Raw genomic sequence first — 24774 nt, 5'->3', positions numbered from 1 at the left:
GGCACGCTACCGAGCGCGGCTGTGCGGGCGGCTCAGCGCTTCGGCCAGTGCCACGGCGGCTGGTCGAGCAGCCCCTCGCGCCCCGACACGATCGTCTCGCCGTGCTGCTTCTCGAGATCGATGCGGCTGCCGCCGAGCTCGCCGACCAGCTGCTGCTGGTGCGTGACGACGAGCACCTGCGTGCGCTCCGCTGCCCGGCGCACCATCGCGGCCAGCGGTGCGAGCAGCTCGACGTGCAGGCTGCGCTCCGGCTCGTTGAGCACGATGAGGCTCGGCTGCTCGACCGACGTGAGCGCCGCCACCAGCAGCAGGTACTGCAGCGTGCCGTCCGAGAGCTCGGCGGCCGACAGCGTGCGGAGGATGCCGCGCTGGTGCAGCACGGGCGTCATGCGGCCGTCGTGCACGGCGATCTCGAGACCCGAGCCGTCGAACGCGTCGGCGACCGCGCGTGCGATCTCACGATCGAAGCCCGCCTCGATCGACGTGCGCAGCACCGCGGCGAGGTTGCCGCCGTCGTCGTCGAGCCGCGGGCTGCGAGTGCCGACGTGCGGCTGGCGTGCTGGTGCCCCCGGGTCGGTGCGGAACGCGTCGTGGAACCGCCACGAGCGCATCGTGCGGCGCACGCCGGCGATCTCCGGTGCATCCGCTGCGCCCGTGTGCTCGTCGAGCACCGACGTCCACGGCGCGAGGCCGCGAGTGAGCTCGCGCCATCCGCTGTCGCCGCTGGCGCGGGCGAGCTGCCCCCTGCGCTCGATCAGCACGCCGGCTGGGCGCGGGTCGAGGCCCGCGAAGACGTGCTCCTGCTTGATGATCGGGTCGCGGTCGAACATGCTCGGATGCTGCGGGTCGCCCTGCGGTACCGGCAGCCCGAGGTCGATCGCGTAGCCGAGCCCGTCGGCAGCGCCGAAGCCGAGCTTCAGCGCGACGGGTCCGGAACGGCGAAGGCCCTGCGTCGGCCCGCCTTCGCGCACCGCGCGGCTGATCGTCTCCGGCCCCGCCCAGCGCACCGCGTCGAGCCCACCGTCAGCCGCGAGCTCGGCGACCGCGCGAGCCTGCCCGGCGGCGGCGAGCAGCCGGAGCGCGCGATAGAGGCTCGACTTGCCGGTGCCGTTGCGACCGGTCACGACCGTGAGCGGCGCCAGTTCGACCACGAGGGAGCGGATCGAGCGGTAGCCCTCGATCGCGAGCCGATCGATCACGCGCCCTGCAGCCCGCGCACGTAGGCGGCCTGGCCGGCGTGCTGCACGTCGTCGTCGACGATGCTCACCAGCCGCACGCCGAGCGTGACGGGCGGATCCCATGCGTCGTCGACGACGCGATCGAGGTCCGCCGCCTCGAGCGTGTCGAGGTAGGCCAGCGTCGCCTCGTGCACGGCAGCCAGGTAGTCGAGCAGCGTCTGCGCGGACTCCGGGCGCACGGCGCGCACATCCTCCTCGTCGTGGCCGTAGCCGGTGTCGTCCGCATCCGACGGCAGTCCGAACCGGGGCGCCCAGGAGCCCGAGGCGTAGACCTGATCGGTGCCGGCGACCTGTGCGATCTGCGCGTCCTGCCCGCGGGCGAGATGCCACACGAGCCAGGCGATCGGGTTCGCGCCCTCGGCGGGCGCCCAGGCGAGCTGCTCGGCCGTGAGGCCCTCGACGGCGCGCCGCGCCAGCAGCGGCACGCGCGAGAACGACTCGGTCAGGACGGCGATGGCATCCATCACTGCTCCTCTACGCTCGGGAGGGCGTCGGGACCCTCGGTGACGAGGATCCGGAAGCCCTCCGCGTCCAGGATGCGGATGCCGAGATCCTCCGCCTTCGCCAGCTTCGAGCCGGCACCGGGGCCGGCCGCGACGAAGTCGGTCTTCTTCGACACGCTCGAGGCGGCCTTGCCGCCGGCGGCGATGATCGCCTCCTGCGCGCCGTCGCGCGTGTAGCCCTCGAGGGTGCCGGTGGCGACGACGGTGAGCCCGGCGAGCACGCCGCCGCGCTCGGCGGCCGCGCCGGGACCGGGGTGATCGGGCGTCGCGAACCGCACCCCCGCATCCCGCCAGGTCTGCACGATCTCGCGATGCCAATCGACCGCGAGCCACTCGACGACCGCGTCGGCGATGATCGGGCCGACACCGTCGACCTGCGCGAGCTGCTCTGCGGTCGCGGCCTCGATCGCCGCCAGCGAGCCGAACCAGTCGGCCAGCGCGCGCGCAGCCACCGGGCCGACGTGGCGGATGTTGAGCGAGACGAGCTGCCGCCAGAGGTCCTTGGTCTTCGCCGCCTCGAGCTCGGCCAGCAGCGTCGTCGCCTGCGCCGAGGGGTGCAGCACCCGGTGATCCTTGCGGATGCCGGCCTTCCGCCGCTCGGCTGCGGACATCCCCTCGGCGCCCGGCGGATACGTGAGCTCGACGCGCTGGAACGGCGCGCGCACGACGGGCGCGCCCTCCTCGTCGACCTTGGGCTCGCCGGTCTCGGCGTCGCGCACCACCACCTCGATCGGCACCAGCTCGTCGATCGTGAGGTCGAACAGCCGCGCCTCGGTGACCAGCGGCGGCTCGGGCGGCACGGTGGGCTGCGTGAGCGCTGCGGCGGTCACCTCGCCGAGCGCCTCGATGTCGAGCGCGCCGCGCGAGCCGATGTGCTCGACCCGCCCCCGCACCTGCGCGGGGCAGGAGCGAGCGTTCGGGCAGCGCAGGTCGATGTCGCCCTCCTTCATGGGGCGCAGCGGTGTGCCGCACTCGGGGCACTCGGCGGGCATCACGAACTCGCGCTCCGAGCCGTCGCGCAGCTCGACGACCGCGCCGAGCACCTCCGGGATGACGTCGCCCGCCTTCCGCAGCACGACGGTGTCGCCGATCAGCACGCCCTTCGCGCGCACCACGTCCTGGTTGTGCAGCGTCGCCTGCCGCACGACGCTTCCGGCCACGTGCACCGGCTCCATCGCGGCGTACGGCGTCGCGCGGCCGGTGCGCCCGACCGAGACGACGATGTCGAGCAGCTTCGTGTGCACCTCCTCCGGCGGGTACTTGTAGGCGATCGCCCAGCGCGGTGCGCGGCTGGTGTAGCCGAGCTCGCCGTGCAGCGCCAGCTCGTCGACCTTGACGACCACGCCGTCGAGCTGGTGCTCGACCTCGCCGCGGCCGGTGCCGTACTGCTCGACGAACGCGACCACGCCATCCACGTCGGTCTCGACGCGCGTGTGCGGGCTGGTCGGCAGCCCCCATGAGGCCAGCAGCTCGTACACCTCGCTCTGCGCGGCGACGGGCGGGTCGTCCCACGCGCCGATGCCGTGCACGTAGAGCGCGAGCGCGGCGATGCGGGCCTCGCCGGCCTCGTGCTCGAGCCCGGTCTTCTTCTCGAGCTGCTGGCGCAGGCCGCCGGATGCCGCATTGCGCGGGTTCGCGAAGGTCGGGAACCGGCGCAGCGCGCGGTCGGTCGCCCTCTCCTCGTCGAACTTCGCGCCCAGCCGAGCGCGGTCCTCCTCGACCGAGCGGGGCCGCATCGCCTCCTGCAGCGCGTTCAGCCGCTCGAACGCCGCCACCGGGATGAACGCCTCGCCGCGCACCTCCACGATCTCGGGGTGGCCCTCGCCGGTCAGCCGCTGCGGGATGCCTGCCACCCGCAGCGCATTCGTCGTCACGAGCTCGCCCACGCGCCCGTCGCCGCGCGTCGCGGCACTGGTGAGCACGCCCCCCTCGTAGCGCAGTGACACCGCGAGCCCGTCGATCTTCAGCTCGGTCAGCCAGGCGACCTTCCTGCCGGCCGCAGCCTCGGCCTTCGCGCACCACTCGCGCAGCTCCTCGACCGAGAAGACGTTGTCGAGGCTCATCATGCGCTCGGCGTGCTCGATCGTCGGCAGCCCGCTCGATGCGCCGCCCTGCACGGCCTGCGTGGGCGAGTCCTGGCTCTGCAGCTCCGGGTGCTCGCGCTCGAGGGCATCGAGCTCGCGCACGAGCGCGTCGTAGCTCGCGTCGTCCATGAGCGAGGCGTCACGGTCGTAGTACGCGGCGCTCGCCTCCTCGATGCGCTCGCGCAGCTCCTGCACCCGGGCGTTCGCGTCGGTCAGGCTCGTCGCGGGCGGCGGTGCTGCGGATGCGTCGGCGTCGCTCGTCGCGGACGCATCGGTGGACTTCGGGGCCTTCGGGCTCGCCATGCACCCATCGTGCCACCGACGGCTGACGGCTTCACCGCATCCGCCCGTCATCTCCCACTCTCCTTCGGCAATCCGTTCCAATCCGGCAGCCCCGATGCTCCGAACCCCTGCCGACACCCCGCGCGCCATGGCGGCGCGCACGCCGGCAACGGCCACGAATGAAGGAGGAGTCATGACGCAGTTCACCGACCGAGACCGACGGGCCCCCAACCGACTCGTCGCCACGATCTTCGGCGCCGTCTACCTGCTGGTGGGCGTGCTCGGCCTGTTCGTCGCCGGCGGCAACTTCGCGGGCCCCGAGGGCGGCCTGCTGCTCGGCATCTTCCAGGTGAACCACCTGCACAACATCGCCCACCTCGCGATCGGCGCGGCGCTGCTGTTCGCCGGGCTGCGCAGCACGCCCGCCGCCAAGGGCGTGAACCTCACCGTCGGCGCCGTCTACCTGCTGCTCGGCGTGGTCGGCTTCTTCCTGGTCGGCACCGCCTTCAACATCCTGGCGCTCAACACGGCCGACCACATCCTGCACCTCGCCTCGGCCATCGTGCTGCTCGGCACCGGGCTCGCGCTCGACCGCAGCACGAGCGCCCAGCGCGCGACGGCGTAGGAGCGATGATGGCTGCGCTGCTGCGGATGGCGGGGGCCGTCGCGGCGCTCGGGGCGGCGCTCGTCGCACTGGCGGTGGGCGCCGCTCCCTCTGCCCTCGCCGCGGTGCCATGGCTGGCGCTGCCCCTGGTGGCGGCCGGTCTCGGGCAGGGCGTGGTGGCCGTGCTGGCGCTGCGCGGGCGCCCGCTGCCGGCCGTCGCCGTCCTCGCACCGCTCGCGCTGCCGACGGTCGCGTGGGTCGCCGCGCTCGCGGCGCTGCCCGGGGCGGCCGCGGTGCTGCCGCTCGGGCCCATGCTCGGTGAGAGCGCGCTCGCACTCGCCGCCGCCGCACTGCTGGCCCGCCCGCATCCGGCAGGCAGCGACGAGCCTCGCGCCGTGCCCGCGCTGCTGTCGATCGCCGCCTCCGCGACTGTCGTGGCCGCCGTGGCGACCGCCGCGCTGGCCGGCACCGAGGCGGGCCGCTACGCGGTGCCCCACGGTGAGCACGACGGGCACGGCGGGCACGGTGCGGTGCAACAGGTCCACGAGGGCGACGCCCCGGCGATCGACGAGTCGCTGCTCGAGCACCACGGCCACCACTGAGTGGGGCTTGTCAGCCGCCCACCAGCTCGTCGGCGGCGACCGTCCGGTCGATCGTCACCTGCCCGAGCACCCGGGTGCCGAGGTAGAGCACGGCCGACTGGCCGGTCGCGACGCCCGTGAGCGGGTCGACCGCGTCGATGACGAGCTCGTCGCCGACCATGCGCGCGTGAGCGGGCACCGGATCGGCGTGCGCGCGGATCTGCACCTCGATGTCGAGGCCGTCGGCGAGATCCGGATGCGGTGCGCCGGCGTGGGAGATGCGGGTGCCGGCCAGGCGCGAGACGGCGAGCGCCTCCTTCGGCCCGACGACCAGCTGACGGGTGGAGGGCTTCACCTCGAGCACGAAGCGCGGGCGGCCGTCGGGCGAGGGCACGCCGAGCGCCATGCCGCGGCGCTGGCCGACGGTGTAGCCGTGCACGCCCTCGTGGCTGCCGACGACGGCGCCGTCGCGGTCGACGATCTCCCCGGGGTCGGAGCCGAGCCGCTCGGCGAGGAAGCCGCGGGTGTCGCCGTCGGGGATGAAGCAGATGTCGTGGCTGTCGGGCTTCTGCGCCAGCAGGAAGCCGCGCTCTGCCGCCTCGGCGCGCACCTCTGCCTTGGTGGGCGTCGACGCGAGCGGGAACCAGCAGTGCGCGAGCTGCTCGGCGGTGAGCACGCCCAGCACGTACGACTGGTCCTTCGCCCAGTCGGCGGCGCGGTGGAGCTCGACGCCCGACGCGGGATGCTCGACGCGCGCGTAGTGCCCGGTGACGACGCGGTCGAAGCCGAGCCCGATCGCGCGGTCGAGCAGCGCCTCGAACTTGATCTTCTCGTTGCAGCGCAGGCAGGGGTTCGGCGTGCGGCCCGCGGCATACTCGTCGACGAAGTCCTGCACCACGTCGGCGTGGAAGCGCTCGGAGAAGTCCCAGACGTAGAACGGGATGCCGAGCCGGTCGGCGACGCGGCGCGCATCCATCGCGTCCTCGACGGTGCAGCAGCCGCGGCTGCCGGTGCGCAGGGTGCCGGGCATGCGGCTGAGCGCCAGGTGCACGCCGACGACCTCGTGCCCGGCGTCGACGGCGCGCGCGGCTGCGACGGCGGAGTCGACCCCGCCCGACATGGCTGCCAGCACCTTCATGCGCACCTCCCTGCACTCTGTTCATCGCGGCGTTCTGCCCATCAAGGGTAGCGGCGCCGCTCGCCGGTTCAGGTTCTGCGCCCTTGTGGGCGTCCACTGGGACGCAGAACCGCAACCGAGGCGGATGCGTCAGCGCGAGAGTGCGCGGGCGCGCTCGATCGCGGCGGGCAGTGCAGCCAGCAGCGCGTCGGCGTCGGCGGCGGTCGTGGTGCGGCCGAGCGAGATGCGCAGCGGGGCGACCCCCTCGAGACCGCACGCGCGCACCACGTGGCTCTCGCGCGAGACGCCCGCCGAGCAGGCCGAGCCGTTCGAGACCGCGAAGCCGGCCTCATCGAGCAGGAACTGCAGCGACTCCCCCTGCGCTCCATCGACGACGAAGTGAGCGATGTGCGGCAGTCGCTCGTCGGTCGCGAGCACCCGCACGCCCGGCAGGTCTGCGACGGCGGCCAGGATGCGCTCGGTCAGCCCGCGCAGCCGCGCCGACTCGGCGTCGAGCTCCGCGAGCGCCTCCTCCGCGGCGAGCGCGAACAGCGACGCACCCAGCGCATCCTGCGTGCCCGAGCGCAGCCCGCGCTGCTGCCCGCCTCCGTGATGCAGCGCCTCCAGCTTCGCATCGCGCCGCACCAGCAGCGCGCCGACGCCGTGCGGCCCCCCGATCTTGTGGCTCGCGACGCTCATCAGCGAGGCGCCCGTCTCGGCGAACCGCACCGGCAGGTGCCCGAACGCGCCCACGGCGTCGAGGTGCAGCGGCACGCCTGCGCGCGCCGACGCATCCGCCACCGCGCCGATCGGCTGCAGGGAGCCCAGCTCGTTGCTGGCGACGAGCATGGTGGCGACGGATGCGGTGCCGCCGTCGACGAGGGCCGTCGCGAAGGCCTCGTGGTCGGTCACGGCGTGCGCGTCGACGCCGACCCAGCGCAGCTCGGCGCCCTGCCGCTCGAGCCACTCGACCGCGTCGAGCGTCGCGTGATGCTCGGCGACCGGCACGACGATGGCGCCGCGGTTCGGAGCACCGAGGCCACCTGCGCCGGACCCGCCTGCGGCGCGCGCCGCCCACCAGGCGCCCTTGAGCGCCAGGTTGATCGACTCGGTGCCGCCGGAGGTGAAGATCACCTCGGTCGGGTGTGCGCCGAGCGTCGCGGCGAGCCGCTCGCGCGCATCCTCGAGCACGGCGCGGGCGCGCTGGCCCTCGCGGTGGGTCGACGCCGGATTGGCGAGCGGCTCGGCACTCGCGAGCGCCTGCCGCACCGTCTCGCGCATGGGCGTGGCGGCGGCGTGATCGAAGAGCCGCATGACCCCATAGCCTAGAGCGCGTGGTGCAGGTGCAGTCTCTGGAGCGTGCCCGCGGGCTCGAGCGCATCGAGGGCGGCCAGCGGCTCACCGTGTGGTCGCAGCACGCGGAGCGCATGGAGCTGCGGCTGTTCGACCGCCACGACCCCGACTGGCTGCTGGATGCGATCCCGATGCAGCGGCAGGGCGATGTGTTCGTCGTCGAGACCGACCGGCTGCCCGCCGGCACGCCGTACGCGCTCGGCATCGACGGGCCCGAGGGGCCCGGCCATGCCTTCGACTGGACCCGCAACGCCCTGCCGCCGCACGCGCGCGGCGTCGTGCGCACCCCGCACGGCCAGCACCGCGCGACCGTCATCGACGACGCCTTCGACTGGGGCGGGGTGCCGCGGCCCGAGGTCCCGCTCGACCGGCAGGTGATCTACGAGGCGCACGTCAAGGGGCTCACGAAGCTCAGCCCGCACATGCCGCCCGAGCTGCGCGGCACCTACGCCGGCCTCGCGCATCCGTCGACCCTCCGGTACCTCAAGGAGCTCGGCGTCACGACCGTGCAGCTGCTGCCGGTGCACCTGTTCGTCTCCGAGCAGCGGCTCATCCAGCAGGGGCGCGTGAACTACTGGGGCTACAACACGCTCTCGTTCTTCGCCCCGCACGGCGCCTACGCCTCGCGCCGCGCGCAGTTCGACGGCACCGGCGGCGTGCTGCGCGAGTTCAAGGGCATGGTGCGGCTGCTGCACGAGGCGGGCCTGCAGGTCGCGCTCGACGTGGTCTACAACCACACCTCCGAGGAGGGGCTCGGCGGCCCGCCCTCGAGCCTGCGGCTGATCGACAACGCCTCCTACTACCGCGTGCACGGCGACGGCTCGCTGATCGACTGGACCGGCTGCGGCAACACGATCGACTTCTCGCTGCCCGCCGCGCAGGATCTGGTGATCGACTCGCTCACCTACTGGCACCGCGAGATGGGCGTCGACGGCTTCCGCTTCGACCTCGCCCCGGTGCTCGGCCGCGGCGCCGACGGCCACTTCGACGCCGAGCACCCGTTGCTGCAGCGCATCCTCTCGGAGCCGGAGCTGGTCGAGGCGACGATGATCGCCGAGCCCTGGGACCTCGGTCCCGACGGCTGGAGGACCGGCTCCTTCCCCGCCGGCTTCAGCGAGTGGAACGACCGCTTCCGCGACACCGTGCGCGACTTCTGGCTCAGCGACCTGCGCGCCTTCCGGCACGGCGGCGCCGGCTCGACCGGGGTCGGCCCGCTCGCGCACGCCGTCTCCGGCTCGGCCGGGCTCTTCCACAGTCGGCGCGGGCCGCTCGAGAGCGTCAACCTCATCACCGCTCACGACGGCTTCACGCTCACCGACCTGGTGCGCTACGACCGTAAGCACAACGAGGCCAACGGCGAGGACAACCGCGACGGCACCGACAGCAACCGCTCGTTCAACCACGGCGTCGAGGGCCGCACGGAGGACGTCGGCGTGCAGCTGGATCGGCGCCGCTCGATGCGCAACCTGCTCGGCACCCTGCTGGTCTCGGCCGGCGTGCCGATGCTCACGATGGGCGACGAGTTCGGACGCTCGCAGCGCGGCAACAACAACGCCTACTGCCAGGACTCGGCACTGACCTGGATGCGCTGGGATCGCAAGGACTGGCAGGAGTCGTTCCTCGCCCAGACGAAGCGCCTGCTGCAGCTGCGCCGCGAGCACCCGGCGCTGCGGCCGCTCTGGTTCGGCCAGAGCGCGCAGCGCGTCGCCGGCTCCTCGCACCTGGAGTGGTGCAACGCCGCGGGCGAGCCGATGACGATCGACGACTGGGACCACTCGCACGAGCGCACCATGCAGATGCTCGCCGAGTCGACGCCGCTGGGCGAGCCCTACTCGCGCGTGCTGGTGATCTTCCACGGCTCGCCGCGCGACACCCTCGTCGTCACCCCGCAGACCGACGGCGCGACGGAGCTCGAGCTGCTCTGGGACTCCGCCGCCGACCACCACGACGACGAGCGCATCGAGCCGGGCGCCCGCGTGCCGATGACCGCCATGAGCATGCGGGTCTACGCCGTGCACGGCCTGCCGACGGACGGCGAGCCAGCGGCGACCGTCATGGTGCTGCGCACCCCGCCGTCGCCGCCCGCGCTCGAGGAGCCCGCGCCTGGGGCCGACGAACCGGGGCCGCCGAGCGCGGACCCCCCGGCCGATCAGACCTTGGCGTAGGCGACCAGCCCCAACTCGGCATCGGAGGCGAGCATCGGGTGCCTCGGCACCACGCGCACGGTGTAGCCGAAGGTGCCCGCGGCCGGCATGGTGATCGCCGACTCGAAGCGCTGCGCCATGCCCTCAGCGCCCACCGGCTCGAGCGCGAACCGGCGCGTGTGGCGCAGGTCGCCCTCCTCGGTGATCGTGCCGGCGACCACCTCGACCGTCACATCCGAGGCGCGCAGCGACCCCAGCTCGACGAACGCACGCACGCGCACCTCGTCGCCGATCACCGGCGGCACGTCGACGCCGTCGACCTCCACGTGCTGCACCTCGACCTGCCCGAAGCCGTCGCGCATCCGCCCGGTCCAGTCCGCGAAGTCGCGGGCGGCGCGGGCCTCGTCGGCGGCCGCGATCGCCGCCGCCTTCGCCGCCGGCGCGTAGAGCCGGTCGACGTACTCGGCCAGCATGCGCTCGGCCGAGAGCTCGGGGCTCATCGCGGCGAGCGTGTGGCGGATCGAGGCGATCCAGGCCGTCGGCAGACCGCGCTCGTCGCGGTCGTAGTAGCGCGGCGCGACCTGGTGCTCGATCAGCTCGTAGAGGGCGTTGGCCTCGAAGGCATCGCGCTCGGCGGCATCCATCTGCTCGTGCGCGGAGGGGATCGCCCAGCCGTTCTTGCCGTCGAAGTACTCCTCCCACCAGCCGTCGAGGATCGACAGGTTGAGCGAGCCGTTGAGCGCCGCCTTCATGCCGGAGGTGCCGCACGCCTCGAGCGGGCGCAGCGGGTTGTTGAGCCAGACGTCGCAGCCCGGGTAGAGCGACTTCGCCATCGAGATGTCGTAGTTCTCGAGGAAGACGATGCGACCGCGCACGTCCGGCTCCTGCGAGAAGCGCACGAGCTCCTGGATGAGCGCCTTGCCCGCCTCGTCGGCAGGATGCGACTTGCCGGCGATGATGAGCTGCACCGGCCGCTCGGGGTGCGTCAGCAGCGAGCGCAGCCGGTCGCGGTCGTGCAGCATGAGCGTGAGCCGCTTGTAGGTCGGCACCCGGCGGGCGAAGCCGATCGTCAGCACATCCGGGTCGAGCATCTCGTCGACCCAGCGCGGTGCCGTGCCCTCGTTGCGCACGTGCTTGACGCGGGTGCGCTCGCGCGCCTCCTGCACGAGCGCCTCGCGCATCTCGCGGCGCACCGCCCAGAGCGTCTCGTCGGAGACCGCATCCGAGTCCCAGTCGCAGCGCGTGGTGTCGAGCGTGCCGAGCTCGCGCTCGGCCAGGTGCTTGAGGATGGGCGAGGTCCAGGTGGGCGCATGCACGCCGTTCGTGACGGAGGTGATCGGCACCTCCTCCGGGTCGAAGCCGGGCCAGCGGCTGGCGAACATGCGCCGCGAGACCTTGCCGTGCAGCTGCGAGACGCCGTTGGCGCGCTGCGCGAGCGAGAAGCCCAGCTGCGCCATGTTGAAGATCGCCGGATCCTCCTCGCGGCCCAGCTCGAGCACTCGCGCCACGTCGACGTCCGGGACGAGGTCGCCGGAGAGGTGGCTGCGCACCAGCTCGACGTCGAAGCGGTCGATGCCGGCGGGCACGGGCGTGTGGGTCGTGAAGACGGTGCCGGCGCGCACGACCTGCAGCGCCTCGTCGAAGCCCAGCCCCTCGGCGATCAGCCGCGAGATGCGCTCGATGCCGAGGAAGCCGGCGTGGCCCTCGTTCGAGTGGTAGACCGCCGGGGCCGGCGCACCGGTGAGCTCGCTGTAGACCGCGAGCGCGCGCACGCCGCCGATGCCCAGCAGCAGCTCCTGCTGGAGGCGCTGCTCGCCGCCGCCGCCGTAGAGCCGGTCGGTGACGGTGCGCAGCTCGTCGCTGTTCTCGTGGATGTTGGTGTCGAGCAGCAGCAGCGGCACACGGCCGATGGTGGCCTGCCAGATGCGCGCGTGCAGCGTGCGCCCGCCGGGCAGCGCGAGCGCGACGGTCGCGTGCGTGCCGTCGGCGCCCCGCAGGATCTTCAGCGGCAGGCCGTCGGGGTCGAGCACCGGGTACGACTCCTGCTGCCAGCCCTCCCGCGAGATCGCCTGCTTGAAGTAGCCGGCCTGGTAGAACAGGCCGACGCCGACGATCGGCACGCCCAGGTCGCTGGCCGCCTTCAGGTGGTCGCCGGCCAGGATGCCGAGGCCGCCGGAGTACTGCGGCAGGGCGCTCGTGATGCCGAACTCGGGCGAGAAGTAGGCGATCGACTCGGGCACGTCCTCGAGCGACTGATACCACCGCGCCTGCGAGAGGTAGTCGTCGAGGTCGTCGGCGAGCGCGTCCACGCGGGCGACGAAGTCGTCGTCCTGGGCGAGCTGCTCGAGCCGCTCGGTGCCGACCCAGCCGAGCAGCTGCACCGGGTCGTGCCCGGTGGCGCGCCAGCCGTCGAGCGAGATCTCGCGGAACAGCTCGCGCGTGGGCTCGTGCCACGACCAGCGCAGATTGGCCGACAGCGCGTCGAGGCGCGCGAGCCGAGCGGGGAGGGAAGTGCGGACGGTGAACCGGCGGATAGCTCTCACAGTCCCCGAGCCTAGCGGCGGGCTCTGGCCGCTCACGGCCGGCACTCGGTAGGTTGAGGCCGTGGCGAAGACAAGCGAAGCAGTCCCCGTTCAGGTGCTCTCCGGCCGGATCCCGGTGCTCGACCTGCACCCGCAGCAGCCCGGCAACCGCTTTCCTGCCAAGGCGGTGGTGGGCGACGTCGTGCCGTTCGAGGCGGCGGCCTTCCGCGAGGGCCACGACCGCATCGGCGTGACGCTCGTGCTGCGCTCCCCCGGCGGCACTGAGACGCGCGTGCCGATGGAGCCGCTGCACGACGGCCTCGACCGCCACCGGGCGCACGCGCTGGTCGACGAGCAGGGCCTGTGGAGCTGGCACGTCGAGGCCTGGGCCGATGAGTGGGCGACCTGGCACCACAACGCCGAGATCAAGATCGCCGCCGACATCGACGCCGAACTGATGGCGACGATGGGCTCCCAGCTGCTCGCTCGCGCGGCCCGCGACGCGACGGGCGCCGACGCCACCCTGCTCGCCGGTGCCGCGAAGGCGATCGCGACCACCGCGGTGCCGGTGCTGCAGCGCTGGGCATCGGTGAACGACCCCGACATCCTGGGCGCGATCGACCGCCACCGGCCCCGCTCCCTGGTCACCGCATCCGAGACCCTGCAGCTGAAGGTCGAGCGCACCCGCGCGGGCGTCGGCGCCTGGTACGAGCTCTTCCCCCGCTCCGAGGGCGCCGTGCAGCGCGCCGACGGCTCCTGGCAGTCGGGCACCTTCGCGACTGCGGCGAAGCGGCTGCCGGCGGTGAAGGCGATGGGCTTCGACGTGCTCTACCTGCCGCCCGTGCACCCGATCGGCGAGGTCAACCGCAAGGGGCCGAACAACACGCTCACCCCGCAGCCGGGCGACCCCGGCAGCCCCTGGGCGATCGGCTCGAAGCACGGCGGCCACGACACCATCCATCCCGACCTCGGCACGATCGACGACTTCCGCGCGTTCGTGGAGAAGGCGGCGGATGCGGGGCTCGAGGTGGCCATGGACCTCGCCCTCCAGGCGGCCCCGGATCACCCGTGGGTGAGTGCGCACCCGGAGTGGTTCACCACGCTGCCCGACGGCACGATCGCCTTCGCCGAGAACCCGCCGAAGAAGTACCAGGACATCTACCCGGTCAACTTCGACAACGACCCGGCCGGCATCGTCGCCGAGGTGCTGCGCATCATCGACCTGTGGGTCGGCTGCGGCGTGCGCATCTTCCGCGTCGACAACCCGCACACGAAGCCGCTGTGGTTCTGGGAGCACGTGATCGGCGAGGTGAACGCGAAGCACGGCGACATCGTCTTCCTCGCCGAGGCCTTCACCCGCCCGGCGATGATGCAGGCGCTCGGCAAGGTGGGCTTCCAGCAGTCGTACACGTACTTCGCCTGGCGCAACACGAAGGCCGAGCTCGAGGAGTACCTGCGCGAGGTCACCGGTGAGCAGGCCGCGTGGTTCAAGCCTGCCTTCTGGGTGAACACGCCCGACATCCTCACCGAGTACCTGCAGTTCGGCGGCGTGCCCGCCTTCAAGGTGCGGGCCGCGATCGCCGCCACCGCCGTGCCCACCTGGGGCATGTACGCCGGCTACGAGCTGATCGAGGATGTCGCCCGGCCCGGCGCCGAGGAGGCCATCGACAACGAGAAGTACGAGTACCGGCCCCGAGACTGGGAGCGAGCGGCGCGCAACGGCACCACCATCGCGCCGTACATCACCCGGCTCAACGAGATCCGCGCCGAGCACCCCGCGATCCGGCAGCTGTGGGCGCTCGACGTGCACTGGTCCGACGACGACGCGATCCTGGTGTACTCGAAGCGTGTGGAGGGCCGCTTCACCGCCTCCGGCGAGGACGACACGATCATCGTCGTCGCCAACGTCGACCCGCACTCCGCCAGGCAGACGACCGTGCACCTCGACCTGGCGAAGCTGGGCCTGCGCCCGGGCGAGAGCTTCGAGGCGCATGACCTCATCACCGGCGAGACGTGGCACTGGAGCGACCACAACTTCGTGCGGCTCGACGCGTTCGTCGAGCCCGCGCACGTCATCCACGTGCGACGCTTGGGGGCATGATGCTCGACGAGGCGACCATCCAGCAGCTGGCAGAGGGCGCGCACCCGGCCCCGCACGACCTGCTCGGCGCGCATGCCGACGCGTCGGCGGTGCCCGGCACGTCGCACGTCGTGCGAGCCGTCCGACACCTCGCGGAGGCGGTCACCGTGCTGACGGAGACCGACACCGGCCAGGCCGAGACGCCCATGGAGCACCTCGGGCACGGTCTGTGGCGCGCCGTCGTGACCGGACCCATCCGCCCCTACCGCCTGCTCACCGCCTACGACGGCGACGAGGCCGCGTGGGAGAGCGAGGACCCGTACCGCTTCACGCCCACGCTCGGCGAGCTCGACCTGCACCTGTGGCGCGAGGGCCGGCACGAGCAGGCCTGGCAGGTGCTCGGCTCGCGGCTGCGCGAGCACGAGGGCGTGGCCGGGGCCTCGTTCGCCGTCTGGGCGCCGAACGCGCGGGCCGTGCGCATCATCGGCGACTTCAACGACTGGGTGGGGCGCTCGCACCCGATGCGCACCATGGGCGCCTCCGGTGTCTGGGAGCTGTTCGTGCCGGGCGAGCTCGAGCACAGCGCCTACAAGTACGAGATCCTGACCGATCACGGCTGGGTGACGCGCGCCGACCCGATGGCGCGCTACACCGAGGTGCCGCCGGCCACCGCCTCGAAGGTCGGCACCAGCCGCTTCGTCTGGAGCGACGACGACTGGATGCGGTCCCGGGCTGCGAAGGACCCCCACAACTCCCCCATGTCGGTCTACGAGCTGCACTTCGGCTCATGGCGGCCAGGGCTCGGCTACCGGGAGATGGCCGATGCGCTCATCGAGCACCTGGAGGAGACCGGCTTCACGCACGTCGAGTTCATGCCGCTCGCCGAGCATCCCTACGGGCCGTCCTGGGGCTATCAGGTGACCGGCTACTTCGCTCCCACCAGCCGCTTCGGCCACCCGGACGACCTGCGCTACCTGATCGACCGGCTGCACCGCGCCGGCTACGGCGTGCTGATGGACTGGGTGCCGGGCCATTTCCCCAAGGACGAGTGGGCGCTCGCGCGCTTCGACGGGCAGGCGCTCTACGAGCACCCTGACCCGCGGCGCGGCGACCAGCCCGACTGGGGCACCCACGTGTTCGACTTCGGGCGCCCGGAGGTGAAGAACTTCCTGGTGGCGAACGCTGTCTACTGGATGGAGGAGTTCCACATCGACGGCCTGCGCGTCGACGCGGTGGCATCGATGCTCTACCTCGACTACTCCCGCAAGGAGGGCGAGTGGCTGCCCAACGTGCACGGCGGTCGCGAGAACCTCGAGGCGATCGCGCTGCTGCAGGAGGTCAACGCCACCGTCTACCGCCGCTGCCCGGGCGTCATCATGATCGCCGAGGAATCCACCTCCTGGCCCGGCGTGACGAAGCCGACCGACGCATCCGGCCTCGGCTTCGGCCTGAAGTGGAACATGGGCTGGATGCACGACACGCTGCAGTACATGGCGGTCGACCCGATGTACCGCTCGCACCACCACGGCGACATCACATTCTCGTTCCTGTACGCCTTCTCCGAGCAGTTCCTGCTGCCGATCAGCCACGACGAGGTCGTGCACGGCAAGGGCTCCCTGCTGGGCAAGATGCCCGGTGACCAGTGGCAGAAGCTCGCCTCGGTGCGCGCCTACCTGACGTTCATGTGGGCGCACCCCGGCAAGCAGCTGCTGTTCATGGGGCAGGAGTTCGGGCAGCCGAGCGAGTGGAGCGAGGCGCGCGGACTCGACTGGTGGATCCTCGACCAGCCGGTGCACCGCGGCCTCATGTCGCTCGTCTCCCAGCTCAACCGCGTCTACCGCGACACCGAGGCGCTCTGGCTGCGCGACAACGAGCCGGGTGGCTTCGAGTGGATCGACGGCGGCAACTCCGCCGACAACCTCGTCGCGTTCCTGCGCTGGGGGGCGGGCGGCGACCCGGTCGCGGCGATCGTGAACTTCTCGGGCAGGCCTGTCGAGGGCTACCGGATGGGGCTGCCGTTCGCGGGCGAGTGGGAAGAGATCGTGAACTCGGATGCGGTCGAGTTCGGCGGATCGGGCGTCGGCAACCTCGGCACCGTGCACGCCGTGGCGGAGCCCTGGGGCGGCCGACCGGCGTCGGCGACGCTCACGATCCCGCCGCTGGCGGGGCTGATCCTGAAGCCGCGCGCGGTGGAGCTGCAGGCGTAGGCCCTCGCGGGCCTACGCCGCGACCCCAGCGCCGACGCCCGTCTCGGGCGTCGGGACCGGCGCCGCCGCCTAGTAGAGCAGCGTCGTCAGCCGCTTGCGGGCCGCGTTCACGCGCGGGTCGTCGAGGCCGACGATCTCGAACAGGTCGAGCAGCCGCAGCCGCACGTCCTGCTTCTCGTCGCCGGTGAGCGAGCCCATCAGGTCGAGCATGCGCAGGAACGCGTCCTCCACGTGGCCGCCGGAGAGGTCGAGGTCGGCGACCAGCATCTGGGCCTGCGCGTCGGCGGGGGCCGCCGCTGCGGCAGCACGGATCTCCTCGGTGCCCTTGCCCTGCAGCCTGGTCAGCAGCCGCACCTGAGCGAGGCCGGCGATGGCCTCCGCGTCGCGCGGATTCTGCGCGATCGCCTTCTCGAACGCGCTGATCGCCGCCTCGAGGTCGCCGGCGTCGATGGCGTCGTAGGCCTCCTGATGCAGCGGCGGCACCGACGCGGGAGCCGGCTCCTGCACCTCGTCGCCCTCGGCGCCCTCGCCCATCGGCACGCTGCCGGTGACGCCCTGCTGGGCCGCGAACTCGAGCACCTGCGCGAGCACGTCGGCGATCTGCTCCTCCGGCTGCGCGCCGGTGAACAGCGGCGCGGGACGGCCCGCGATCACCGCGGCGACGGTGGGCACGGACTGCGCCTGGAACGCCTGCACGATCTGCGGGCTGCGGTCGGCGTCGACCTTCGCGAGCACGAGCCTGCCGCGCTGCGCCTGGACGAGCCGCTCGAGCATCGGCGTCAGCTGCGTGCTCGGCTCGCTCCACTCCGCGACGATCGCGATCAGCACCGGCACTCGGTTCGAGAGCTCGACGACCTGCTCGAGGTCGGCGTCGGAGACGGAGATGACCACGCCGGGTGCCCCGGTGGCCGCAGCCTCAGACTGCGGTGCTGCCGCCTGCGCGTGCCGCGCGGCGAGCGCCGACAGGTCGACGGCTCCGCCGATCGATGCGGGCAGATGCTCCTGTGTCATTCCTGTACCTCTCGTGCGTCCAGCAGCGACTGCGCGTAGCCGACCACCTGGATGCGGGCGCCCTCCGGCGCGCCTGCAGGCGGCACCGCGAAGAGCACCTGGATCTGGTAGGTCTGCTCGATGCCGGTCTCCGACTGGTCGACACCGGCGAGGATCGCGGCACCGGCCGAAGCCGACACCTCGACGCCCTCTTCGGTGGGCGTGGTGCGCTGCGTCTCGGTGAACGACGTGGCCAGCAGCGCGCCGCCGTCGTTCGTGACCAGCATCATCGGCGCCGATTCGTCTTCGCCGTTGAACCACTCCAGGTTCGTCAGCTCGAGGTCCGGGTTGGCGCGCTGCTCGTCCTTGTACGCCTTGCCGATCTGCTCGCGCAGCGCATCGCCCTCCTCCTGGAACCAGGATGCGAACTCCGACTCCTCGCCGTTGAGCAGCACGTCGGCGTACGCCATCGTGATCTCGCCCGGCTGGCGCTGCAGCAGCACGGTGTTGTCCGGCAGGCTCGCGGCGCCGATGGTCGGGCTCGCCACGGCCGGCAGCTGCACGCCGGAGCCGAGGGTCGTCTGGTAGATCAGCCGGTAGTTCGCGCGCGGCTCCGCCTGCTCGAACACCAGTGTCGACTGCGCCTGCTCGGCGTTCTCCCACGCGACCACGGCCATCACGGTGCGTGGCCAGGCCTCGGTCTGCTGGGGCAGCAGCAGCTGCACCTCGCCGTCGGGGATGCCGGGCAGCGCCTCGGCGTCCTCGCTCTGCGATCGGATCTGGTAGTTCGTCTGCCGCGCCGCCAGCATGGGCCCCGCGAGCCGACGCGCGGCGGTCACGGCGTCGAGGTCCTCGTCTGCCTGGCCCACGATGGCGCGGGTGCTCTCGAGCACCCGCTCGAACTGATTCTCGGTGAGCGCCACCGGCGGCAGCGTCTCCTCGAGGCTCGTCGGCGTCGGCTCGGCCGCCGTGTCGGTCGGCGCGGGGCTCGGCCAGTACTGCGGCCCGCAGCCGGTCAGCGCGATCGACGCAAGCACCGGGATGGCGATCAGCCCGACGCGGCGGCGGGTGCGCGATGCGGCGCGACGTTCGGCCGTGCCACGCTCCTGCTCCGGTCGCGTCTCGGGATCGCCGGTCTCGGGCTCGCTGACGGGGGGCTCCCCGACCTCGGGCTCGGCGGTCGCCGGATCGATCGCTCCCTGTTCGCCATCGGCGGATGCGGTGGGCTCGATCGCGCGATCGGGCAGCGGCAGTCCGGCGCGCGCGTCGCGCTGCAGCGCGCGCCGCTCCGAGCGGCTGAGGTCCCGATGGGAGCGGCGCTGCGGACCGCGGCGACGGCGATGACTGCGCAGTGCCAGCAGGAAGAACAGCAGTGCCAGCGCGAGGAAGACGAGTCCGGCGGTCATCAGCGGACCGAAGAGCGGAGTTTTCGCGTCGAACGGCCAGTCGACGCGCACATCCGCCGGTGCCGGGGTGCCCGGCTCGCCGGCGATGGCGATCGAGAATCCGACCGGCAGGTCGATGTCGAACTGCAGGCGCCCCTCGCCCTCGTGCACCTCGATCCACATGTCGTTGCCGGCGATCGCCGGCACGGGCTCCGTGTCGCTGCCCTGCTCGTCAAGCGTGAGCGAGTCCTGGTCGTCGAGCTGCGCTGCCGCATAGCGGGTGTCACCGATCCAGCCGAGCACGTCGTGGTCGCGGCCGACGACGGCCGTCACCGGGCCGTCATCGGTGATGGTCAGCGTCTGCCGGCCGTCGTGGGTGTTGAGGGTCTCACCGGAGAACACGATGAGCTGGGCGTCCGTGGGCTGCTCGAGCTGCGAGACGATCGAGTCCGGCGGCGCCCAGATGGTGCGCTGTCCGATGCCGAGGCCGAGCAGGACGAGCGAGATCACGAGGCTCACGGCCGCGAGGATGTATCGCACGAGTCAGGGGTCCTTTCACGCTCGCCGAGATCGTTGACTGGCCGTTTCGATGGACCGCGCCCGGCAGGCAAGCCTCCAGGGTACCGGAGGTGGCCCGATTCGCGCCATCCGGGGGCCGCGTGCCTGCCGGGGCCGCCGCCCGCGGCACCTTAGGATGCGGGGTGTGAAGATCAGGAACGGATTCCTCCTCGGCCTCGCGGGCGGGCTGGGAGTGCTGCTGGCCATTGCCATCGGCGCCAGCATCCAGCAGATCAGCACCGTGCTCGTCTGGGCGTTCGCCGGCATCTTCCTGGCGCTGGGCGTCGAGCCGCTCATCCAGATCCTGATCAAGCGGAGGGTGCCGCGCTGGGGCGCCGTGCTGCTCGTCTTCGTGCTGATCCTCGGCATCGCCGTGGGCGCCGTCTGGCTGATCATCCCGACGATCGTCGCCCAGTTCACGCAGCTCATCCAGTCGATCGTCTCCGAGATCGAGGGCGGCGCGCTCGAGGGCTTCTTCGACTGGGTGCGCGAGACCTTCCCGCAGTTCGACGTCGACATGGCTCTGGAGCAGCTCACCAGCGCCCTCACCGACTTCAACACCTGGTCGTCGCTGCCGCCGTGGGTGGCCGAGGTCGCCGGCGCGATCGTCAACGGCGTCGGGCAGCTGGCGTTCACGCTCGGCGGCGTCTTCATCGTCGTGGTCCTGATGCTGTACTTCACGGGCTCGCTGCCGTCGCTGAAGTCGGGCATGTACCGCCTGGTGCCCGCCTCCTCGCGCCCGAAGTTCATCGAGATCGCCGAGCAGGTCATGCAGTCGGTCGGCCGGTTCGTCCTCGGTCAGGGCTTCCTGGGGCTGTGCAACGGCGTGCTGTCGTTCATCATGCTCTCCATCGTCGGTTCCGAGCTCGCGGTCGTGTATGCCTTCGTCGCGCTCATCGCGTCGACCATCCCGCTGATCGGCACGATCTCCGCATCCGTGGTGATCTCGTTGCTCGTGCTGCTGCTCGACGGCCCGCAGACGGCGCTGCCGGTCGCGATCTACTACCTCATCTACATGCAGGTCGAGGCCTACGTGATCAGCCCGCAGATCATGAACCGCGCCGTGAAGGTGCCAGGTGTCGTGGTCGTGCTCTCCGCCCTCATCGGCGGCACACTGCTGGGCATCCTGGGCGCACTCGTCGCCATCCCGGTCGCCGCCGCCATCCAGCTGATCCTCAAGGAAGTCGTGATCCCGAGGCAGGACGCGAAGTAGCAGCCAGAGCGCGAGCGATCAGTTCGCGCGCCAGCAGCCGGTGTGCCAGTGGCGCCGCTCCTCGACCGCACGCTCGCCGAAGATCGAATCCGCCCGCCACACGACCACGTGGGCCGTGCCCGCGGCGACCGTGCCACCGCATCCGGGGCATGCGTAGTCCTTCACGGAGCTCCGCTCGGACATCGGCTGCACGTGCCATTCGCCGGTTGCGCGGCGCTCGACGCGCGCGGTGCCCTGCATGAGGCGGTCGACGTCGAGCGGCACGTAGGGCTGCGCGCGACGCTTCGGCCGCCGCGCAGGCATCAGTACCAGCCGACCGACTGCGAGTGGCCCCAGGCGCCGCAGGGGGTGCCGTAGCGGCCGGAGATGTAGCCGAGGCCCCAGGAGATCTGCGTGACGGCGTTGGTCTGCCAGTCGGCGCCGGCTGTGGCCATCTTCGACCCGGGCAGCGCCTGGGGAATGCCGTACGCGCCGCTCGAGCGGTTCTGGGCGTAGACGTTCCAGTTCGACTCGCGCTGCCACAGGTTGTAGAGGCAGGCGTACTGGTCCTCGCCCCAGCCCCGCGCGAGCACCATCTCGCGCGCGACGGCCTGTGCGCTGCCGGGGTTCGGCGCCGCGGCGCGCGGGATGGCGATGGATGCGGCAGCAGCACCCCCGCCGCCGCCGGACGGCGCGGCCGCGACCGGCTCAGGAGTCGGCGTGGGGGTGGGAGTCGGGGTGTGCACCACGATCTCGTCGCGCACGAGCGCGGTCTGCGAGCCGGTGATCGCATCGAGTGCCTGACCAGGACGGTTCTCGCTCGGCAGGGAGGCCGGCTCGGCCATCACCTGTGCGCCTGGGCTCGCCGCCAGCGTCACGAGCACGAAGCCGGCAGCGGCCAGCAGCGACAGCCCCGAGAGCACGCCACGGGTGCGCGTCTTGCGCGCGGAAGCATGGGAGGAGCGAGTGAACACGAGGATCGACGTTATCACGGAACGGTAACGAAGCCCAGGGTGGTGCCGTCAGCGCACCGCCAGCATCAGGCTCACTACGGTGTCGAGCAGGGCGTCGACCTCGTCCTCGTCATAGCCGCCGAACTGGGCTTCGAACTGCGCGGTGCGCACCTCGCGGGCGCTGATCTCCGGACCGTCCTGCAGGTAGTCGGCGATCCGGGCGGCGAAGCGGTCGACCTCCACGATGCGATAGCCGCGCGAGATCCTGCTGACGCGGCGGAAGCGCCCGCCGTCCGCGCGCTGCAGCGTGTCCAGCGCCTCGCGGGCGCGCTCACGCACCTTCGCGTACCACTGCTCCTCGCCGTGCTCGAGGATGCCCCGCTCGTGCTCGCGGCGGGCGAAGGCCTCTTCGAGGCGCTCGAGCGCGGCGTCGACGTGGGCCGGCGAGTAGCCGCCCTTCTGCATCGTGAAGCTCATCCGGCGGATCGCCGAGGAGTCGATCGCTGTCGCAGCTCGGGCATCGGTCGCGTAGGCGCGACGAGCATCCTCGAGGAAGTCTTCGACCTCCTCGATGTCGTAGCCCTGCTGCGACCGGCGGGCCTTCGGGAACGTGCTCATCGTCCCCATCATGCCAGCGGCGCCCTGCGGCTCACGCGTGCGTCACCTGGAAGAGGGCCATCATGACCACCGCGCTGGGCAGGATCGAGTCGAGCCGATCGAGGAAGCCGCCGTGCCCGGGGAGGAACGAGCCGATGTCCTTGATGCCCAGATCGCGCTTGATCAGCGACTCGGCGAGGTCGCCGACGGTGGCGCTCACCGCGAGCAGCGCGGCGAGGATGAGGCCGAACCACCACTCCTGCCCCAGCATCCAGATCGACAGCGGGATGCCGGCGGCGACGGCGAACGCAGCACCGCCCAGCAGGCCCTCCCAGGTCTTTCCGGGGCTGATGCGCGGAGCGAGCTTGTGCTTGCCGAGCCACACGCCGACGGCCAGCGCGCCGGTGTCGATGACCGTCGTCATCACGATCATGGCCAGGATCCACCAGTGGCCGCCGTCCTGCGCGGTGAGGAGCACGGTGAAGCCGCCCAGCACTGCGACGTACGCGATGCACAGCGCGCCGGCCGTGATGTCGGCGAAAACGTCTCCCCTGCCGGTGCGCGTCGACGGATCGGCGAGCTCGACGAGGCGCACGATCCCGACGATCGCGACCGCTCCGAGCGTGGACCACCACATGCCGGCGGCGCCGAAGTACCAGGTGACGGGCAGGATCGCGCAGCCGAGCAGCACCAGCGGCACGCGCGGGACGTCGCGGCCTGCGAAGCGCAGTGCGCTGGCGAGCTCGTACAGCGCGAAGCCGATGAGCACGACCGCGAAGACCATGAACAGCGTCTTGACCCACAGCAGGCTGGCGAGCAGTGCACCGCCGAGCACCAGGGCGATGCCGATCGCGGCCGCCATGTTGCGACCGGTGCGCTTGTTCACGCGGGCGCGGGTCGCCTCGATCTGATCACGGGCGGCACTGATCTGCGCCTGGATCTGCGCCTCGATCTCGGCGCCGCTCCGATGCTCGCGTCGCATGCGTCGCCTCCCGACTCCTCGATCAGACCTCGAGGAGCTCGGCTTCCTTCTTCTTCAGGGCCTCGTCGATGCCGTCGACGGCCTGCTTCGTGGCAGCCTCGAGATCCTTCTCGGCGCGGGCGATCTCATCGTCGCCGACCTCGCCCTTGAGCTTCTCGAGGTCGGTCATGGCCTGGCGGCGCACGTTGCGCACCGCGACCCGGGCCTGCTCGGCCTTGTCCTTGACGATCTTCACGTAGTCCTTGCGGCGCTCCTCGGTGAGCTCCGGCATGGTGATGCGCACGATGGTGCCGTCGTTGTTGGGCGTCACGCCGAGATGCGGCGCTGCGACGATCGCGCGCTCGATCTCCTTCAGGGCGCTCTTGTCGAACGGGGTGATGATCAGCGTTCGCGCCTCGGGCTGCTGGAACGAAGCCAGCTGCACGAGCGGCGTCGGCGAGCCGTAGTAGTCGACGTTCAGCCGCTGGAACAGCGCCGGGTTGGCGCGACCGGCGCTCACCGTCTGGAAGTCGTCCTTCGCGACCTCGATGGACTGCGTCATCTTCTCCTTGGCCGAAGCCAGCACATCGCTGATCACGTGGTTCCTTCCCTCGCTGTCGAGTCTATGGGGGTTGGGCGCTCAGGCCCGCACGAGCGTGCCGACCGTCTCGCCCAGGATGGCGCGGCGCAGCTGATCGTCGCCGTCCATGGCGAAGACGCGCATGGGCATGCGGTTGTCCATGCAGAGGCTGAACGCGGTCGAGTCGACCACCTTGAGGCCGCGCACGAGCGCCTCCTGGTAGGTGATCTCCTCGTAGCGCGTCGCCTCGGGGTCATGCTTCGGGTCTGCCGAGTAGACGCCGTCGACGCCGTTCTTCGCGACCAGCACCTGGTCGGCGCCGATCTCGAGCGCGCGCTGCGCCGCGACCGTGTCGGTCGAGAAGTACGGCAGTCCCGCGCCTGCGCCGAAGATCACGACGCGGCCCTTCTCGAGGTGGCGCGAGGCACGGCGCGGGATGTACGGCTCCGCAACCTGGGTCATCTGGATGGCCGATTGCACGCGGGTCTCCGCACCGGCCTGCTCGAGGAAGTCCTGGAGTGCGAGCGCGTTCATCACGGTGCCGAGCATGCCCATGTAGTCGGCGCGACCGCGCTCCATGCCGCGCTGACTGAGCTCGGCGCCGCGGAAGAAGTTGCCGCCGCCGACGACGATCGCGATCTCGACCGTCGCCGCCGCGTCGGCGATCTGGCGGGCGATCGCCTGCACCACATCCGGGTTCACGCCGAGGCTGCCTGCGCCGAACGCCTCCCCGGAGAGCTTCAGGAGAACTCGACGGCGCGGCTGTGCAGACATGGGCTCCTCCTGGGGGTCGCGGCCCGAGCGCGGACCGTGCAGAAGCCTACCGCGTGCGCGTCTGCGGAG

At 71.9% G+C, this 24774-nt stretch carries 20 protein-coding genes; 6 read left to right on the top strand and 14 right to left on the bottom strand.

The window, feature by feature from the left end; genetic code table 11:
• Positions 1–32: 32 nt before the first annotated feature.
• Genes BM288_RS10945 through ligA form a run of 3 tightly spaced genes read right to left on the bottom strand, consistent with a single transcriptional unit; the run spans position 33 to position 4128 of the window.
• Positions 33–1199, bottom strand: coding sequence for an AAA family ATPase (locus BM288_RS10945; RefSeq protein ID WP_092918752.1), 1167 nt, complete (start codon positions 1197–1199; stop codon positions 33–35).
• Entirely contained in the window at positions 1196–1702 is a 507-nt protein-coding gene (locus BM288_RS10940; RefSeq protein WP_092918750.1) for a mycothiol transferase, read from the bottom strand. Before BM288_RS10940 ends, BM288_RS10945 begins: the two co-directional genes overlap by 4 nt.
• The gene (gene ligA, locus BM288_RS10935; RefSeq protein WP_092918748.1) at positions 1702–4128 is read right to left on the bottom strand and encodes an NAD-dependent DNA ligase LigA; all 2427 of its coding nucleotides are present in this window, start codon (positions 4126–4128) and stop codon (positions 1702–1704) included. Before ligA ends, BM288_RS10940 begins: the two co-directional genes overlap by 1 nt.
• Positions 4129–4300: 172 nt before the next feature.
• Between ligA and BM288_RS10930 the strand changes: the two genes are divergently transcribed.
• A complete protein-coding gene (locus BM288_RS10930) occupies positions 4301–4732 on the top strand; it encodes a DUF4383 domain-containing protein (protein ID WP_092918746.1) in 432 nt (143 codons plus the stop codon).
• Between the two features lie 8 nt (positions 4733–4740).
• A complete protein-coding gene (locus tag BM288_RS10925) occupies positions 4741–5313 on the top strand; it encodes a hypothetical protein (RefSeq protein ID WP_092918744.1) in 573 nt (190 codons plus the stop codon).
• A gap of 10 nt (positions 5314–5323) precedes the next feature.
• On the opposite strand, the gene mnmA is transcribed toward BM288_RS10925, so the two are convergent.
• Both mnmA and BM288_RS10915 read right to left on the bottom strand, forming a co-directional pair.
• Positions 5324–6430 (bottom strand): tRNA 2-thiouridine(34) synthase MnmA, encoded by a 1107-nt coding sequence (gene mnmA / locus BM288_RS10920; protein WP_092919081.1) that lies wholly within the window; start codon positions 6428–6430, stop codon positions 5324–5326.
• A gap of 129 nt (positions 6431–6559) precedes the next feature.
• Positions 6560–7723, bottom strand: a complete 1164-nt coding sequence (locus BM288_RS10915; RefSeq protein ID WP_092918742.1) for a cysteine desulfurase family protein — start codon at positions 7721–7723, stop codon at positions 6560–6562.
• 20 nt (positions 7724–7743) lie between these two features.
• Between BM288_RS10915 and glgX the strand changes: the two genes are divergently transcribed.
• Positions 7744–9927, top strand: coding sequence for a glycogen debranching protein GlgX (glgX, locus tag BM288_RS10910; protein WP_092918740.1), 2184 nt, complete (start codon positions 7744–7746; stop codon positions 9925–9927).
• Here glgX and glgP read toward each other — a convergent pair.
• Positions 9912–12449 carry an alpha-glucan family phosphorylase gene (gene glgP, locus BM288_RS10905; protein WP_092918738.1) on the bottom strand — a complete coding sequence of 846 codons (2538 nt, stop codon included), beginning with the start codon at positions 12447–12449 and terminating at the stop codon, positions 9912–9914. The genes glgX and glgP overlap by 16 nt on opposite strands.
• 61 nt (positions 12450–12510) lie before the next feature.
• Between glgP and BM288_RS10900 the strand changes: the two genes are divergently transcribed.
• Positions 12511–14529, top strand: a complete 2019-nt coding sequence (locus BM288_RS10900; protein ID WP_177220364.1) for an alpha-1,4-glucan--maltose-1-phosphate maltosyltransferase — start codon at positions 12511–12513, stop codon at positions 14527–14529.
• The gene (gene glgB / locus BM288_RS10895) at positions 14526–16715 is read left to right on the top strand and encodes a 1,4-alpha-glucan branching protein GlgB (protein ID WP_092918734.1); all 2190 of its coding nucleotides are present in this window, start codon (positions 14526–14528) and stop codon (positions 16713–16715) included. Before BM288_RS10900 ends, glgB begins: the two co-directional genes overlap by 4 nt.
• A 69-nt stretch (positions 16716–16784) precedes the next feature.
• On the opposite strand, the gene BM288_RS10890 is transcribed toward glgB, so the two are convergent.
• Positions 16785–17726 (bottom strand): tetratricopeptide repeat protein, encoded by a 942-nt coding sequence (locus tag BM288_RS10890; protein ID WP_092918732.1) that lies wholly within the window; start codon positions 17724–17726, stop codon positions 16785–16787.
• Positions 17723–19609 carry a DUF8094 domain-containing protein gene (locus tag BM288_RS10885; RefSeq protein ID WP_143103093.1) on the bottom strand — a complete coding sequence of 629 codons (1887 nt, stop codon included), beginning with the start codon at positions 19607–19609 and terminating at the stop codon, positions 17723–17725. Before BM288_RS10885 ends, BM288_RS10890 begins: the two co-directional genes overlap by 4 nt.
• A gap of 184 nt (positions 19610–19793) precedes the next feature.
• Here BM288_RS10885 and BM288_RS10880 point away from each other — a divergent pair, with 184 nt between their 5' ends.
• Positions 19794–20861, top strand: a complete 1068-nt coding sequence (locus BM288_RS10880; RefSeq protein WP_092918728.1) for an AI-2E family transporter — start codon at positions 19794–19796, stop codon at positions 20859–20861.
• A gap of 18 nt (positions 20862–20879) precedes the next feature.
• On the opposite strand, the gene BM288_RS10875 is transcribed toward BM288_RS10880, so the two are convergent.
• From BM288_RS10875 to pyrH, 6 genes are read right to left on the bottom strand one after another with little or no spacing between them, the layout of a single operon-like run.
• Positions 20880–21164 (bottom strand): hypothetical protein, encoded by a 285-nt coding sequence (locus BM288_RS10875; RefSeq protein WP_092918726.1) that lies wholly within the window; start codon positions 21162–21164, stop codon positions 20880–20882.
• Entirely contained in the window at positions 21164–21832 is a 669-nt protein-coding gene (locus BM288_RS14675) for an aggregation-promoting factor C-terminal-like domain-containing protein (protein WP_318255498.1), read from the bottom strand. The genes BM288_RS10875 and BM288_RS14675 overlap by 1 nt, the downstream gene beginning before the upstream one ends.
• A 30-nt stretch (positions 21833–21862) precedes the next feature.
• Positions 21863–22411, bottom strand: coding sequence for a DivIVA domain-containing protein (locus BM288_RS10865; protein ID WP_092918724.1), 549 nt, complete (start codon positions 22409–22411; stop codon positions 21863–21865).
• Between the two features lie 31 nt (positions 22412–22442).
• Entirely contained in the window at positions 22443–23372 is a 930-nt protein-coding gene (locus BM288_RS10860; protein WP_092918722.1) for a phosphatidate cytidylyltransferase, read from the bottom strand.
• A gap of 22 nt (positions 23373–23394) precedes the next feature.
• Positions 23395–23949, bottom strand: a complete 555-nt coding sequence (gene frr, locus BM288_RS10855) for a ribosome recycling factor (RefSeq protein WP_092918720.1) — start codon at positions 23947–23949, stop codon at positions 23395–23397.
• Between the two features lie 42 nt (positions 23950–23991).
• Positions 23992–24705, bottom strand: coding sequence for a UMP kinase (gene pyrH / locus BM288_RS10850; protein WP_092918718.1), 714 nt, complete (start codon positions 24703–24705; stop codon positions 23992–23994).
• Positions 24706–24774 lie beyond the last annotated feature (69 nt).

The sequence above is a fragment of the Agrococcus baldri genome (assembly GCA_900114805.1).
In the GTDB taxonomy this organism is placed as follows: Bacteria; Actinomycetota; Actinomycetes; order Actinomycetales; family Microbacteriaceae; genus Agrococcus; species Agrococcus baldri.
Note: the sequence above shows the minus strand (reverse complement) of the source record. Positions and strands in the feature narration are given on the sequence as shown.

Bases quoted from the DNA above. Each gene is read 5' to 3' on its own strand.
- BM288_RS10875 (WP_092918726.1), bottom strand. From the start codon at position 21,164: ATGCCTGCGCGGCGGCCGAAGCGTCGCGCGCAGCCCTACGTGCCGCTC.
- BM288_RS10925 (WP_092918744.1), top strand. From the start codon at position 4,741: ATGGCTGCGCTGCTGCGGATGGCGGGGGCCGTCGCGGCGCTCGGGGCG.
- ligA (WP_092918748.1), bottom strand. From the start codon at position 4,128: ATGGCGAGCCCGAAGGCCCCGAAGTCCACCGATGCGTCCGCGACGAGC.
- BM288_RS10915 (WP_092918742.1), bottom strand. From the start codon at position 7,723: ATGCGGCTCTTCGATCACGCCGCCGCCACGCCCATGCGCGAGACGGTG.
- BM288_RS10940 (WP_092918750.1), bottom strand. From the start codon at position 1,702: ATGGATGCCATCGCCGTCCTGACCGAGTCGTTCTCGCGCGTGCCGCTG.
- glgB (WP_092918734.1), top strand. From the start codon at position 14,526: ATGATGCTCGACGAGGCGACCATCCAGCAGCTGGCAGAGGGCGCGCAC.
- mnmA (WP_092919081.1), bottom strand. From the start codon at position 6,430: ATGAAGGTGCTGGCAGCCATGTCGGGCGGGGTCGACTCCGCCGTCGCA.
- BM288_RS10865 (WP_092918724.1), bottom strand. From the start codon at position 22,411: ATGAGCACGTTCCCGAAGGCCCGCCGGTCGCAGCAGGGCTACGACATC.
- BM288_RS10860 (WP_092918722.1), bottom strand. From the start codon at position 23,372: ATGCGACGCGAGCATCGGAGCGGCGCCGAGATCGAGGCGCAGATCCAG.
- pyrH (WP_092918718.1), bottom strand. From the start codon at position 24,705: ATGTCTGCACAGCCGCGCCGTCGAGTTCTCCTGAAGCTCTCCGGGGAG.
- BM288_RS10930 (WP_092918746.1), top strand. From the start codon at position 4,301: ATGACGCAGTTCACCGACCGAGACCGACGGGCCCCCAACCGACTCGTC.
- BM288_RS10890 (WP_092918732.1), bottom strand. From the start codon at position 17,726: ATGACACAGGAGCATCTGCCCGCATCGATCGGCGGAGCCGTCGACCTG.